This is a genomic window from uncultured Parasphingorhabdus sp., from assembly GCF_963975735.1.
GTDB lineage: Bacteria > Pseudomonadota > Alphaproteobacteria > Sphingomonadales > Sphingomonadaceae > Parasphingorhabdus.
Window position 1 is genome coordinate 1 of the sequence record NZ_CAXBIA010000013.1, and the last position, 12,992, is coordinate 12,992.

The 12,992-nt window shown below is 57.7% G+C and carries 16 protein-coding genes; 5 read left to right on the forward strand and 11 right to left on the reverse strand.

Features of this window, described 5'->3' with window-relative positions:
• Nucleotides 1-66 precede the first annotated feature (66 nt).
• Nucleotides 67-534 carry a VOC family protein gene (locus AACZ86_RS12830; RefSeq protein WP_339693172.1) on the reverse strand — a complete coding sequence of 156 codons (468 nt, stop codon included), beginning with the start codon at nucleotides 532-534 and terminating at the stop codon, nucleotides 67-69.
• A 138-nt stretch (nucleotides 535-672) separates the two neighbouring features.
• On the opposite strand from AACZ86_RS12830, the gene AACZ86_RS12835 reads away from it, so the two are divergent.
• Nucleotides 673-2,802 carry a TonB-dependent receptor gene (locus AACZ86_RS12835; RefSeq protein WP_339693174.1) on the forward strand — a complete coding sequence of 710 codons (2,130 nt, stop codon included), beginning with the start codon at nucleotides 673-675 and terminating at the stop codon, nucleotides 2,800-2,802.
• An 11-nt stretch (nucleotides 2,803-2,813) separates the two neighbouring features.
• Nucleotides 2,814-2,939 carry an entericidin gene (locus AACZ86_RS12840; RefSeq protein WP_339693176.1) on the forward strand — a complete coding sequence of 42 codons (126 nt, stop codon included), beginning with the start codon at nucleotides 2,814-2,816 and terminating at the stop codon, nucleotides 2,937-2,939.
• A 72-nt stretch (nucleotides 2,940-3,011) separates the two neighbouring features.
• Here AACZ86_RS12840 and tatC read toward each other — a convergent pair whose 3' ends face one another.
• The 9 genes from tatC to AACZ86_RS12885 form a co-directional block, all read right to left on the reverse strand.
• On the reverse strand, nucleotides 3,012-3,788 hold the full coding sequence (gene tatC, locus AACZ86_RS12845; RefSeq protein WP_339693177.1) for a twin-arginine translocase subunit TatC: 777 nt from the start codon (nucleotides 3,786-3,788) through the stop codon (nucleotides 3,012-3,014).
• 121 nt (nucleotides 3,789-3,909) lie between these two features.
• The gene (gene tatB, locus AACZ86_RS12850) at nucleotides 3,910-4,269 is read right to left on the reverse strand and encodes a Sec-independent protein translocase protein TatB (RefSeq protein WP_339693179.1); all 360 of its coding nucleotides are present in this window, start codon (nucleotides 4,267-4,269) and stop codon (nucleotides 3,910-3,912) included.
• A gap of 35 nt (nucleotides 4,270-4,304) precedes the next feature.
• Nucleotides 4,305-4,535 carry a twin-arginine translocase TatA/TatE family subunit gene (gene tatA, locus AACZ86_RS12855; protein ID WP_339693181.1) on the reverse strand — a complete coding sequence of 77 codons (231 nt, stop codon included), beginning with the start codon at nucleotides 4,533-4,535 and terminating at the stop codon, nucleotides 4,305-4,307.
• Between the two features lie 25 nt (nucleotides 4,536-4,560).
• Nucleotides 4,561-5,202 (reverse strand): SMC-Scp complex subunit ScpB, encoded by a 642-nt coding sequence (gene scpB, locus AACZ86_RS12860; protein WP_339693295.1) that lies wholly within the window; start codon nucleotides 5,200-5,202, stop codon nucleotides 4,561-4,563.
• A gap of 46 nt (nucleotides 5,203-5,248) precedes the next feature.
• Nucleotides 5,249-6,034: a ScpA family protein gene (locus AACZ86_RS12865; RefSeq protein ID WP_339693183.1), complete on the reverse strand. Its 786-nt coding sequence runs from the start codon at nucleotides 6,032-6,034 to the stop codon at nucleotides 5,249-5,251.
• A complete protein-coding gene (gene nagZ / locus AACZ86_RS12870; RefSeq protein WP_339693296.1) occupies nucleotides 6,031-7,050 on the reverse strand; it encodes a beta-N-acetylhexosaminidase in 1,020 nt (339 codons plus the stop codon). Before nagZ ends, AACZ86_RS12865 begins: the two co-directional genes overlap by 4 nt.
• Nucleotides 7,051-7,162: 112 nt before the next feature.
• Nucleotides 7,163-7,801, reverse strand: coding sequence for an SPOR domain-containing protein (locus tag AACZ86_RS12875; RefSeq protein ID WP_339693185.1), 639 nt, complete (start codon nucleotides 7,799-7,801; stop codon nucleotides 7,163-7,165).
• A gap of 27 nt (nucleotides 7,802-7,828) precedes the next feature.
• On the reverse strand, nucleotides 7,829-9,550 hold the full coding sequence (gene argS / locus AACZ86_RS12880) for an arginine--tRNA ligase (RefSeq protein WP_339693186.1): 1,722 nt from the start codon (nucleotides 9,548-9,550) through the stop codon (nucleotides 7,829-7,831).
• A 71-nt stretch (nucleotides 9,551-9,621) separates the two neighbouring features.
• A complete protein-coding gene (locus AACZ86_RS12885; protein ID WP_339693188.1) occupies nucleotides 9,622-10,281 on the reverse strand; it encodes a hypothetical protein in 660 nt (219 codons plus the stop codon).
• A gap of 158 nt (nucleotides 10,282-10,439) precedes the next feature.
• Here AACZ86_RS12885 and ispH point away from each other — a divergent pair, with 158 nt between their 5' ends.
• The 3 genes from ispH to rnhA are packed head-to-tail and all read left to right on the forward strand — an operon-like array spanning nucleotide 10,440 to nucleotide 12,810.
• Nucleotides 10,440-11,399, forward strand: a complete 960-nt coding sequence (gene ispH / locus AACZ86_RS12890) for a 4-hydroxy-3-methylbut-2-enyl diphosphate reductase (RefSeq protein ID WP_339693190.1) — start codon at nucleotides 10,440-10,442, stop codon at nucleotides 11,397-11,399.
• Entirely contained in the window at nucleotides 11,399-12,358 is a 960-nt protein-coding gene (thrB, locus tag AACZ86_RS12895) for a homoserine kinase (RefSeq protein ID WP_339693192.1), read from the forward strand. The genes ispH and thrB overlap by 1 nt, the downstream gene beginning before the upstream one ends.
• Nucleotides 12,355-12,810, forward strand: a complete 456-nt coding sequence (gene rnhA / locus AACZ86_RS12900; RefSeq protein WP_339693193.1) for a ribonuclease HI — start codon at nucleotides 12,355-12,357, stop codon at nucleotides 12,808-12,810. The genes thrB and rnhA overlap by 4 nt, the downstream gene beginning before the upstream one ends.
• Here rnhA and AACZ86_RS12905 read toward each other — a convergent pair.
• The gene (locus tag AACZ86_RS12905; protein ID WP_339693195.1) at nucleotides 12,807-12,983 is read right to left on the reverse strand and encodes a YegP family protein; all 177 of its coding nucleotides are present in this window, start codon (nucleotides 12,981-12,983) and stop codon (nucleotides 12,807-12,809) included. The two genes, rnhA and AACZ86_RS12905, sit on opposite strands and share 4 nt — an antisense overlap.
• Nucleotides 12,984-12,992: the final 9 nt, after the last annotated feature.

Consider the following 12,992-nt stretch of genomic DNA (forward strand, 5'->3'; position numbering starts at 1 on the left):
GCCCCTCCACCACGCTACGCGCGGTCCCCCTCCCCAAAGCTTCGCTTCGGGGAGGAAAAATAATGGCTAAGCCCCCTCGCCCGCCATCATCGCTTCCATCCGTCTACCCATTTCCTCTTCCGAGACATCCTCGACATGGGTCGACAAGGTCCACTCATGACCAAAAGGATCTTTCACCCAGCCGGAACGGTCGCCGTAAAACTGGTCCTCCACCGGGCGCACGATTTCTGCGCCCGCAGCGACCGCCTTGGCGAAGGCCGCATCGACATCCGGCACATAGATCATCAAACTCGCGGTCGCGCCACCCCGCTTGTTCGGGCCGAGCTTGTCCATTTCGGGAAATTCGTCCGACAGCATCACATGACTGTCGCCGATCAGCAGGTCGGCATGGCCTATCTTGTCGCCCATTGGCAGCCGCATATGCTCGGTCGCGCCAAAGGCTTCTGCATAGAATTCGATCGCCGCCTCGGCATCATCCACCGTAATATAGGGTGTAATGCTGTGATATCCGTCTTCCTTCCACGCTGTCATCATCGCTCTCCGCTCTGGTTGATCGCCGTTTATAGCAAATTTCACTCGTTTTGCCGAGTCCGCGAAATTACTGATTGATATATTATATCATTACACCTATCTAGCCCTCCAACGCCACCCTCAAGCAGAGAAGAGATGATCTTGTCCCATAGAAGATTCCTGATTTCCGCCGCGATTCTGACATTGCCTGCCGCTCCCGCCTTCGCTCAAAAAGATGCCGCTGCCGAGCAGCGCAGCAGCGGATTGTCTGACGATTTCCACAATGACGATATGATCGTCGTCACGGCTCCCTATGTCGAGCAGCTCGACATATTGGCCGGCACTTCTGTCCTGTCCGGAGACCAGCTGGCAGAGGATCTGCGCGGCCAGATTGGCGATAGCCTGACCGGCCTGCCCGGCGTTTCGTCCACCTCCTTTGCTCCCGGCTCGTCGCGCCCGGTGTTGCGCGGCTTTCAGGGCCCGCGGGTGCGGGTGCTGACAGACGGCATCGGCTCGCTGGACGCATCCAACACCTCGGTCGACCATGCGGTGACCATTGATCCTCTGACCGCCCAGCGGGTCGAAGTCTTGCGCGGTCCAGCAGTTCTGCTGTTTGGCGGTGACGCGATCGGCGGCGCGGTCAACGTAATCGACAAGCGTATCCCGCGCGACATTCCCGACGACGCCGTCCATCTCGACGCGATTGGCGGCTATGGCAGCGCAGCCGACGACTGGAGCATCGCCGGATCGGTCGACGTGCCCCTGACCTCCAAGCTGGTAATGCACGCCGACGGCAGCTTCCGCGACACCGGTGATGTGAATATACCCGGCTATGTGCTGGCCCCGGCCTTGCGCGCCGAAGTGCTGGCGCAAGCTGCTGAAGAGACCGAGGAAGGTCATCTGGAAGAGGCAGAAGAGCTGACCGAGACCGCTAACCAGAGCGGCCGGATCGCCAATACTGCGAGCCGTACCCAGACCGCAGGCGCCGGGATCGCCTATATTGATGATGGCGGGAATCTTGGTTTCTCGGTGAGCTATTATGACACGAATTACGGCGTTCCTGCCCGCCCCGGTACCGAACATGCCCACGGTGAAGAAGAGGAAGACCATGAGGAAGAAGGCCCGGTCACCATCGGCCTGAAACAGTACCGCGCCGATCTTCGCGGCGGCGTCAATATGGGCGGATTTTTCGAAGCCCTGAATTTCCGTGCCGGCTATTCCGACTATGAACATACCGAATTCGAGGGTGACGAAATCGGCACCGTCTTTTCCGTTTCCGGCATCGAAGCCCGCGCCGAACTGGTGCAGGCTGACCATGACGGCTGGCGCGGCGTGATCGGCACGCAGGTTCTGGTTCGGGATTTCAACGCCATCGGCGCAGAAGCTTTTGTTCCCAAGAACAGCCTCGAAAGCTGGGCCCTGTTCACCGTCCAGGAAGTCGATCTCGGCAACTGGGAAGTGGAAGGCGCGATGCGCGTTGAACAGACCGACATTTCCGCCAACAGCATCGGCTTCGACCGCAGCTTCAACACATTGTCCGGTGCCATCGGCCTCGCTTATGCCCCTGATGCCAGCGCGCTGAAGGTCGGCGCCAATATTTCCCGGTCCGAGCGCGCGCCCTCGGCCGAGGAGCTGCTTTCCGACGGGCCGCATATCGCGACCCAGGCCTATGAAATCGGCAACCCGGATTTCACCACCGAGAAAAGCTGGGGCGGCGAACTATATGCCCGCTGGGACAGCAATGATGTCCAGTTGAGCGCGACCGCCTATGCAAATTTCTTCGACGACTATATTTTCGAGACGGAAACCGCTGCGGAAGAAGACGGCCTGCCCGTGTTCGAGTATTTCCAGCGCGATGCCACCTATTACGGCTTCGAAGCCTCGGCATCGGTGGTATTTGCGCGCGCCGGCGGCTTTGATTTCATCGCAGACGGCGTGGCCGACTATGTCCGGGCCAAGATCAACAACGGCGGCGGCGCGGTTCCGCGTATTCCGCCGTTGCGACTGCTCGGCGGCATCAAGGCGCATAGCGACAATCTTGACCTGCGCGCTGAAGTCGAATGGTCGGACAGCCAGAAAAAAGTGACCACGTTCGAAACCCCGACCGAGGGCTTCACCATGGTCAACGCGACGGCAGCCTGGCGCCCGTTCGGCAAGGATGGCGGTGTTACCTTGCTCGCCTCCGCGAACAATATTTTCGACGTCAGCGCCCGCCGTCATGCCTCGTTCACTAAAGACTATGTACCTTTGTCCGGTCGTGATATTCGCGTCAGTGCGAAGTTCAGTTTTTAGGATATTTTGAAATGCAGAAAATTACCGCAATGATCTTGATTTCTACTATGGTTTTGCTCAGCGCCTGTGCAACCGTCAAGGGTGCCGGTCGTGATATCGAATCGATCGGCCAGGCCGGCCAGGATGCGATTGACTGAGAATAATTGCTTATGATCTTGTCGAACCCGCCGCATAGCGGCGTGGTTCGGCAAGGCCATCATCGACAGAAATCAGGGCGCAATCTCTTTGCTCTTCTTGCGCTCGGTGAACCACATGATGGCCAGCGAGACCTCGTAAAGCATGATCAGCGGAATCCCCAGCATCAACTGTGACACAACATCCGGCGGAGTCAGGATGGCGGCAACCGCGAAAGCTCCGACGATCATATAGCGGCGCGCGCCCTTTAACTGCTCCCGGCTGACAATCCCCGCGCGGTTGAGCAGCAACAGCAGCACCGGCAGCTGGAAACATACCCCAAACGCCAATATGAACTGCATCACCAGCGACAGATAATCGCCCATCGCCGGCAAGGCTTCCTGTTGCAGGCCGCCGACCGGCCCTTCAAATCCCAGAAAAAACCGGAACGCCGTCGGCATGACGATGAAATAAGCCAGCGATGCGCCGGCCATGAACAATAATGGCGTAGCGATCAGGAAAGGCAGAAATGCCTTTTTTTCCTTGGCATAGAGGCCCGGCGCTACGAAGGCCCACAGCTGGTTGGAAATGATCGGAAAAGCCAGAAAGAAGGCCGCGAACATCGCCACCTTGATCTCGACAAAAAAGGCTTCGTAAAGCTTGGTATATATCAGCTTGCCTTCTCCCGCAGGAAAGGCGGCGGTGAGCGGCTGCACGAGAATGCCGAAAATCTCGTCGGCAAAAAACATGCTGATCAGAAAGGCTACAGTCAGTGCCGCAACCGACCAGAGCAACCGCTGCCGCAGCTCGATCAGATGCTCGATCAGCGGCGCCTTGCTTTCATCGAGATCCGGTTTGCTTTGATCGTTCATGACAGGCCGCCGGAAACCGGGTAATATTTACCGTTCGTGCCGAGCTTGTCGAAGCACAGCGCTGATCGAGAGAAGCCCTTCGACAGGCTCAGGGCGAACGGAGCAAAATCACCCGCCACCCTCAATTGCCCGTCGCTTTGTCGTCAGGAGTGGCTGAACTGCTATTGGTCTCGACATCTCCAGCTGCAGGAGGTCCGTCCAGCGGTTCCATCTTTGGTTCGTCGGCCGCACTGTCATCGGGAAGCGCCGGATGCTCTTGCATGATCCGGTCATTTTCAGCCGCCCATTTCTTTTCCATTTCCTGAAGCTCGGCTTCGCGGACCATGGCATCAAGGCCGGTGCGGAAATTGGCCATCACACCACGTCCCTTGGCCATCCATTTGCCTGCCGTGGCCAGAGCGCGCGGCAGTTCCTTAGGTCCGATGAAGACAACGGCAATAATCGCGATAATCGCGATCTCGGATATGGAAAGATCAAACATATATTATGCGGCCCTAAGCCTGGAGGGCGATCGGATCAAACAGCCGTTTTATCAGCGGTTTTACTGCTATCAACTGCCTCGTCACCAGCCTTGCTCTCAATCTTGGCGGCAGGCTTGGCAGCACTCGCTTCTTCCTCGGTAATGCCTTTTTTGAAGGAGCGGATGCCTTTTCCGACATCACCCATCATTTCGGAAATCCGGCCACGGCCGAACAGAATCAGCACAAGCGCTGCTACAATTAAAATCTGCCAAACACTCGGTTGCATGCGATATTCTCCTTGAACATCCTATTTAAGCGCTTTCGATCCCGTTTTCCAGCAAAACACCATCATCATCCGCAATCTCTCGCTCTACGGACTCTTCTGTCGCCTGCTCTGCTTCGTCATCCAGCCCCATTTGCTCCAGCACCAGATCGACGGGGTCCAGCAATCCTGCGGCTTTCAGATCATCAATGCCGGGCAAATCCCTGCGGCTTTGCAAGCCGAAATGGGTCAGAAATTCTGCGGTGGTTGCGTAAATCAAGGGCCTGCCCGGTACTTCGCGGCGACCGGCCGGGCGCACCCAGCCCGCTTCCATCAATACATCGAGCGTGCCCTTGGCAACCTGAACGCCCCTTATGGCTTCGATTTCGGCGCGGCTGACCGGTTCATGATAGGCAATGATCGCCAGCGTTTCCATGCCGGCGCGGCTGAGTTTGCGCATTTCCGCCCGTTCGCGGCGCAAAAGATGGGAAAGATCCTGCGCGGTCTGGAAATGCCAGCGGTCGCCGGTTTTGATCAGCACAATCCCGCGATGCTGGAAATCCTCCTGCAGGTCCGCGAGTATCTGGCGAATGTCGAGCTCATCGCCGACATAGGCCTTGATATCGGCGACCGTCATCGGCGTTTCGGAGGCAAAAAGAGTCGCTTCGACCGCACGCTTGCCGATATCCATCACCTCGGGCATCGGATCAATCAGGCTGGTGTCTTCCCTGTCATGTTCACCCATGTGTTGTCGCCTTTATCCTGAGCGGTGCAAAGCTGCCTTCCTGCTGCAATATCAATTTCCCCTGCCGGGCCAGTTCCAGTGTCGCGAGAAAACTCGAAGCGAGCGCTGATTTCCGTAATTCAGGCGGCGCGCCCGGAGGCAGAAAATGCCTGATATCCATCCAGTCAATCGCTTCGCCCAGCATCAGCGACACCCGCGACAGCGCATCCTCGAGGGTCATCACCATCCGTTGCCGGACGATGTGAATCGCCGGCGCACTGCGTACTTTGACGCGGGCATAAGCAGCAATCAGATCATAATATTCCGCCTGCCACTGCCGGTCCTTGACCACCCGGAGCCCTTCCGGTGCGCCGCGCATGAACACGTCGCGGCCGACCCGGTCCCGCGCGAGCAAACGCGCAGCCGATTCCCGCATCGCATTCAACCGTTCCAGCCGCATCTGCAACCGCAAGGCCAGTTCTTCGGGCGACGGCTCGATTTCCGGATCGCGGGGCAATAGCAGCCCCGACTTCAAATAGGTCAGCCAGGCCGCCATCACCAGATAATCGGCAGCCAGTTCCAGACGCAGCGTCTGGGCACTGGCGATATATTTCAGATATTCCTGAACCAGTTCGAGAATCGAGATTTCACGCAAATCGACTTTCTGGTTACGCGCCAGGGCGAGCAGGAGATCCAGCGGCCCTTCCCAGCCATCGATGTTCAGCGTCAGTGCGCCTTCCTCCGGCGCGACCGATTCGGGCGGAAAAAAGAAGCTTTCGTTTTCCCGTTCTTCGCTCATGCCGTTGCCGCTATCAGTTCGTCGCGCCGGGCAAGCAGTCCGGCCAGTTCATCAGCGGAATCGCCGTCTTTTGTGTCAGCAATTGTGGCCATCGCCCGGTCCAGCCGTTGTTGCGTCTTGTCCGACATCGGTGCCAGCCGTTCGGCAATGCCGGTCATGTCATCCATCCTGGCCCAGCAATTGAGCGCAATGTCGCATCCCGCTATCTGCGCCCGTTCGGCCCGCTCCGGAACGGTTCCGGAAAGAGCTTCCATGTCAAGATCGTCGGTGAACAACAGGCCGTCAAAGCCGATCCGGTCGCGAATGATATCCTGAATCACGGTTTTCGACAGGGTCGACGGTGTCTCCGCATCCCATGCGGTGAACAGAAGATGCCCGGTCATGCCCATTGGCGCCTTGTTGAGCGTCTGGAACGGAGCCAGATCCAACTGCAGTTCCTCGTCGCTGGCCGTCACCGTCGGCAAAGCCTTGTGCGTATCGACGCTGGTCCGGCCATGGCCCGGCAGATGCTTGACCACGCCGACCACGCCGCCGCGCTGCAAGCCGTCCAGAATGGCCCGACCGAGAGCCGCGACCCGCATCGGTTCGCTGCCCAGTGCGCGGTCACCGATGACATTGTCGGCATCAGGTTGGCGCACATCGAGCAACGGATGGCAATCGACGGTGATGCCGACCTCATTCAGGGTGACAGCAATCGCCTGCGCATTGAGCCGCGCCGCTTCGATCGCGGTGGCAGGGGCAATGTCGTAAAGCCTGTCGAAAACCTCCCCTGCCGGGAATTTGGGCCAGAGCGGTCCCTGCATCCGCGCGACGCGGCCACCTTCCTGATCGATCAGGATCGCCAGATCATCACGACCGTGGACAGCGCGCAATTCGTCGGTCAGCGCCCTGAGCTGCGCCTTGCTATCGATATTACGACCGAAAATAATATATCCCGCAGGATCACTATCGCGGAAAAATGCCTTTTCGTCAGCGGTCAGGCTCAGACCCGAGATGCCGAATACCGCAGCTGTTATAGCCATGATGATATTTTCCCACGCAACATATCTTATACTTGCGCCGTTTCAGAGCAGGGTAAAGGTGAAAGCGCCGTTATCCACAGCGCTTCAACCATCAATTGCAAGAAAACTAGCGAACGACGAGGCAGCTTTCGCCGGCAGCCTTCAGATTATTGCACAATTGCTGGGCCGCATCATAGCTTGGCGCCACCGCATTGAGCCGGTAAATCGTACCGCCCTCGACCGTACCGGGAACAATTTTCTTCGGCAATGCCCCGACCGCTTCAAAGCGCCGTGCAGAGCCAGCCCAGCTGCTGTCTGCGAGACTGGCCGAGCTGAATGCGCCAAGCTGGACCATGGCTGTGCCAGCGCCTTCGGTGGCAGGTGCGGCATCCGGCTTGCGGATCGGGGCTTCGGTGACCACGGGATCGCCCATTTGCGCGGGCGTCTCCTTGCCTTCGCTCGCAGCGAAGCTGGCATCGCCTTCGCCTTCAAATTGCCGTGCCTGCGGATCGTCAGGGCGGACCTTGTAATCACCTTCCTGAGCCGCGATCAATTCGCCATTGCCGTCCAGCCCGCCACCGTCGCGGTTCTGCAACCAGTAGATGCCGCCAACAATCGCCGCCAGAAGTAACAATCCGGCGCCGACGAACAGCGCTACCCGGACGGGAGAATATTCTCCGTCATCGTCATAATCTTCGGCTGATTCCAGCCATGGCAGACGATCATCGTCGTCCAGATCAAGATTATCGCGGGTGGTGTCTGACATTATTCGCTCCATAGACCAAAGGGCTGATCACATCGATTCAGCGGCCTCGACACCCATCAGGGCAAGGCCATTCTTGATAGTCTGCCCTATATTCTTGGCTAAGAAAAGCCTTGCTGATGTCATTACCGGGTCGTTAACCATGATGATCCGCTTCTCAGGCCGGTCATTGCCCAGATTATAAAAGGCATGAAACGCCGCCGCGAGGTCATTCAGATAGAATGCGACTCGGTGCGGTTCCCGCGAAGCCGCTGCCGATTCGACAATGCGCGGGAATTGCGCCGCCATTTTGATCAGGTCCAGTTCCTCTTCACCCAGCCCGTCCAGTGCGTCGGAGGACGGCAGGATACCCTCGTCAGCCGCTTTGCGCAAAGTCGACTGGATACGCGCATGCGCATATTGCACGTAGAAGACAGGATTGTCGCGAGACGCCTCCATCACCTTGGCAAAGTCAAAGTCCATCTGCGCGTCCGCCTTGCGCATCAACATAGTGAAGCGCACGGCATTCTTGCCGACTTCCTCGACCATATCGGCAATGGTGACGAAATTGCCCGAGCGTTTGGACATTTTTTCGGGCTCGCCATTGCGCAGCAAGCGCACCATCTGGACCAGCTTTACATCAAATTTGGCCTTGCCTTCGGTCAGCGCCGCTACCGCAGCCTTGATCCGCTTGACCGTCCCGCTGTGATCCGCGCCCCAGATATCGATCAGCTCGTCAGCGGCTTGTGCTTTCTGGAAATGATAAGCCAGATCGCCGCCGAAATAGGTCCAGCTGCCGTCGGATTTCTTGATCGGACGATCCTGATCATCGCCAAATTGGGTCGACCGGAACAAGGGCAGCTCGACCGCTTCCCAATCCTCGATCACCTTGCCCTTGGGCTGTTCGAGGACGCCGTCATAGACGAGATCGCGCGACCGCAGCTCGGCCTCGGCGATATCCGCCTTGCCCGCTTCGTGCAGTTCGGCTTCGGACGAAAATACATCATGCTTGATGCCGAGCAGGGCCAGATCCAATCGGATCATGTCCATCATCTTCCCGACCGCCGCCTTGCGGAAGATCAGCAGCCATTCGGATTCCGGAGCGCCCTGATATTTGTCGCCAAATTCGGCGGCAAGCGCTTCTCCGACCGGTTTCAGATAATCGCCGGGATAGAGACCTTCGGGTATCGTTCCAATATCCTCGCCAAGCGCTTCACGGTAGCGCAAATGGGCAGAACGGGCGAGCGTCGCGACCTGCGAGCCCGCATCATTGACATAATATTCGCGGATCACCTTATTACCGACCGCCTCGAGCAAGTCCGCCAGCGCATCTCCGACAACCGCGCCACGGCAATGGCCCATGTGCATCGGTCCGGTCGGATTGGCAGAGACATATTCGATATTGACGGTAACGCCCTTGCCCTTGTCGGAGCGGCCATATTCCGGCCCGAGCTGCTCGATCTCGAGCAGCTCGCCCAGAAGCACGGGTGCGGCAACCCTCAGGTTGATAAATCCCGGACCGGCAATCTCGACCGATTGCACGTCGTCGAGCGTGCCAAGCTTTTCCGTTATTTTCTCGGCCAGATCGCGCGGTTTCATGCCAGCCGCTTTTGACAATACCATCGCCGCGTTGGTCGACAGGTCACCATGCGAAGGATCGCGCGGCGGTTCCAGAGTGACGTTGGATCGATCAATTCCCGCCGGTAGAGTCCCGGCACCGGTAAGCTCATCCAAAATAGCATCAATATGTTTCTGGAAAATCTGGAACAGCATGATTGGTTCAATTCGTCATAGGAAGAAGGGCCCGGGTTGATCAGGCGCGATTATTCGTCAAGTCAGGCCCCCTATCGGGTAGCGTTATATTGCAACTGTGCCTGGGTCAGCTGAAAACCGATGAGCAGTTCGAACGATGACCGGGCAACGGCCGCCTTGACGGCTGGATCGGCCAGCGGGTCGAGCGCTGCATCGGGATCCCCGGGCTTGCGGCGCTTAGTCAGCCGTTCGATCACATCTTCCGGCAAACGTGCCGCAGAAGCATCAACATAGGAGCCCGCCTTGCCCGACGCGGACGCGCGATAGGCGCCATCGGCAAATTGCAGCGTTACGTTGTTAACGCGCTTGGCCACGACTGCGGTGCCGCCTTGCACGACGGTGGAAAAATAGGGCACTGTGACCGTACGGGCGCCGGAAGTATTGCTCCGCACAGCGCGGACATCAAATGTCGCTTCGGTATAGATCCGCTCGCCTTCGCTATTGCATGTCGACCGGACATTGGTGATGTTTGCAACGACATCGATGGCGCTGGCATTGGTGCTGTTCACCGGATCAAAGATAGTGACATCCCCGGTATAGTCGGGAACCGCAACCGGAGGGCAACCGGACCGGGTAACCGAAACACCTACGCCCGAACTGATATCAATCGCTCCATCTTTTGCACATCCGCTAACAGCCAAAACCGTGACCGCCGCCAAAACTATATTTTTCAACCGGCCATTCGCCATCATTTTCTATCCTTGCCTTTAATCACGGGCGACACACATAGGCTTCATGTGCGCCAAAAAAAGTCTCGCAACCCTTATCGGTGCCTTTAATCCGGTGCAACCGTCCATAAGATGAACGGACGGGCTTTTCGCCGGTGCAGTTATTCCCTAAGGACTTTCATATGATTCATTCGGATAAGCAAAAACGGCAGATTAACTTGCTTGTGGCAGCGCCTCGCGGCTTTTGTGCGGGTGTCGACCGGGCTATAAAAATCGTTGAACTGGCAATTAAAAAATATGGCGCACCAGTCTACGTGCGGCACGAAATCGTCCACAATCGTTTTGTCGTGGATGAATTGAAGAAACTGGGCGCGATTTTTGTCGAGGAACTGGACGAAGTGCCCGACGGTGTCCCGGTGGTATTTTCCGCTCATGGCGTGCCCAAGGCAGTGCCGCATAAAGCAGAAGAACGAGGGCTGGAATATCTCGACGCGACTTGCCCGCTGGTATCCAAAGTGCATCGTCAGGCGGAACGGCAGACGGATGCCGGCCGCCATATCATATTCGTCGGCCATGCCAATCACCCCGAGGTGATCGGTACTTTCGGCCAGGTCGCAGAGGGCCAGATGACCTTGGTCGAAACCCTCGCAGATGTAGCCGGACTGGAACCGGCAGATCCGGACGCACTGGCCTTTCTGACCCAGACGACCTTGTCGGTCGATGACACGCACGCCATCGTCGAGGCGCTGCAGGCCCGCTTTCCCAATATCGTCGGTCCGAAAGGCGAGGACATCTGCTACGCAACCTCCAACCGTCAGGATGCGGTGAAGAAAATCGCGGAAACCTGTGAACTCGTCCTCGTGATCGGCGCCCCGAATAGCTCGAATAGCCTGCGTCTGGTGGAAGTAGCCCAACGATGCGGCGCGACAGCAAAATTGATCCAGCGCGCCGATGAGATCCAGCTTGCCTGGCTGGATGGTGTCGATAATTTGGGTCTGACCGCCGGAGCCTCGGCACCGGAAATATTGGTGAACGAAGTAAAGGCCTTCCTCGAAGAACATTTCGAAATCCGCGAGGAAAAGGTCCAGACCGCTGACGAAAATATGGTTTTCAAACTCCCCCGCGGTCTCGAAACAGCCTGATGGCGGTTTATACGAAGGTCAGCGCGGAGGAAATCGACCAGTTCCTCACCCGCTTTGATGTCGGTACGCTGGTGTCCGCCAAGGGCATTGCCGAAGGCGTGGAGAACAGCAATTATCTGCTCGAAACGACGCAAGGCAAATATATTCTGACGCTATATGAAAAGCGGGTTGATCCGGCGGACCTGCCGTTTTTCATCGCCTTGCTCGATCATCTGGCTGCCGGTGGCTGTCTGGTACCGCCAATGATCGCCGATCGCGACGGCGAGAAGATCCAGCAACTCTGCGGACGCAGCGCTTGCCTGATTACCTTTCTTACCGGTGTATCGGTAAGCCACCCCACGAGCGCTCAAGCCAGGGCAACGGGGCAGGCCCTGGGAGACATGCATCGCGCGTTGACCGATTTTACGCCGGAGCGGCGCAACAGCATGGACCATGATGGCTGGCGGACGCTGGCAGAACAATGCGGTCCGGCAGAACTCGACAAAATTGCCCCTGGCCTGGCCAAGGCGATTTCGCGGGAACTTGATCATCTCGACGAACATTGGCCGCATGACCTGCCCCGGTCAGCCATTCATGCCGATCTCTTCCCCGACAATGTGCTGATGCTAGGCGACAAGGTCACCGGCCTGATCGACTTTTATTTCTCCTGCACCGATATCCGCGCTTATGATCTCGCGGTAACCCACGCTGCCTGGTGTTTTTCCGAAGACGGCACCGACTTTCACGATGCCGTATCGCAAGCACTGATCGCCGGATATATATCAGCCTTCGCGCTCAGCGATGCGGAACGCCAGGCGCTTCCCCTGCTGGCCCGCGGCGCGGCTTTGCGCTTCTTGCTGACCCGGGCCTATGACTGGATCAACACGCCAGCCGGTGCCCTGGTTACCCGCAAGGATCCCCGGGCTTTTCTCAATCGCTTGCAATATTATCAAAATCACCCGGATATTTTCACTATATGACCGAGACGAAAATCGTAGAAATCGCCACCGATGGCGCGTGCAAGGGCAATCCCGGTCCGGGTGGCTGGGGCGCGCTAATCCGCCATGGCGATACGGAAAAGGAAATTTCCGGCGGCGAGCCGGACACGACCAACAACCGCATGGAGCTTCGTGCGGCTATCGAGGCGCTCAACGCGCTGAAGCGGCCGTGCAGGGTCAAGCTCTCGATCGACAGCACTTATGTCAAGGACGGCATTACCAAATGGATATTCGGCTGGCAGAAAAACGGCTGGCGAACAGCCGCCAGAAAGCCGGTCAAAAATGCCGATCTCTGGCAGGACCTGCTAAAAGCGGTCGAACCCCACCAGATCGAATGGCTGTGGGTCAAAGGTCATGCCGGTGACGCTGATAACGAGCGTGCGGATCAGTTGGCGAGCGACGCCGCGCTCAACGCCGCTCGCAATAATTACTAGCTATTGTCTTCAATCTCGGCATTCGGCCCGTTTTTCTGGATCGAACTGATCGCGTTCTTGGCGCTCGCCTTGCTTGTATAGCCTTCGGTCGCGAAGATGATTTCGCTATTATATTTGAAGCGAACCCGAAACTCGCCCTTCTTGTCTTTCCAGATTTCAAATTTGTGCGCCATGTCGATGCT

Excerpts from the sequence above, each read along its gene's own strand:
- AACZ86_RS12830 (WP_339693172.1), bottom strand. The coding sequence starts at position 534 with ATGATGACAGCGTGGAAGGAAGACGGATATCACAGCATTACACCCTAT.
- AACZ86_RS12840 (WP_339693176.1), top strand. The coding sequence starts at position 2,814 with ATGCAGAAAATTACCGCAATGATCTTGATTTCTACTATGGTTTTGCTC.
- tatC (WP_339693177.1), bottom strand. The coding sequence starts at position 3,788 with ATGAACGATCAAAGCAAACCGGATCTCGATGAAAGCAAGGCGCCGCTG.
- tatB (WP_339693179.1), bottom strand. The coding sequence starts at position 4,269 with ATGTTTGATCTTTCCATATCCGAGATCGCGATTATCGCGATTATTGCC.
- tatA (WP_339693181.1), bottom strand. The coding sequence starts at position 4,535 with ATGCAACCGAGTGTTTGGCAGATTTTAATTGTAGCAGCGCTTGTGCTG.
- scpB (WP_339693295.1), bottom strand. The coding sequence starts at position 5,202 with ATGGATATCGGCAAGCGTGCGGTCGAAGCGACTCTTTTTGCCTCCGAA.
- AACZ86_RS12865 (WP_339693183.1), bottom strand. The coding sequence starts at position 6,034 with ATGAGCGAAGAACGGGAAAACGAAAGCTTCTTTTTTCCGCCCGAATCG.
- AACZ86_RS12875 (WP_339693185.1), bottom strand. The coding sequence starts at position 7,801 with ATGTCAGACACCACCCGCGATAATCTTGATCTGGACGACGATGATCGT.
- argS (WP_339693186.1), bottom strand. The coding sequence starts at position 9,550 with ATGCTGTTCCAGATTTTCCAGAAACATATTGATGCTATTTTGGATGAG.
- AACZ86_RS12885 (WP_339693188.1), bottom strand. The coding sequence starts at position 10,281 with ATGATGGCGAATGGCCGGTTGAAAAATATAGTTTTGGCGGCGGTCACG.
- ispH (WP_339693190.1), top strand. The coding sequence starts at position 10,440 with ATGATTCATTCGGATAAGCAAAAACGGCAGATTAACTTGCTTGTGGCA.
- thrB (WP_339693192.1), top strand. The coding sequence starts at position 11,399 with ATGGCGGTTTATACGAAGGTCAGCGCGGAGGAAATCGACCAGTTCCTC.
- rnhA (WP_339693193.1), top strand. The coding sequence starts at position 12,355 with ATGACCGAGACGAAAATCGTAGAAATCGCCACCGATGGCGCGTGCAAG.
- AACZ86_RS12905 (WP_339693195.1), bottom strand. The coding sequence starts at position 12,983 with ATGGCGCACAAATTTGAAATCTGGAAAGACAAGAAGGGCGAGTTTCGG.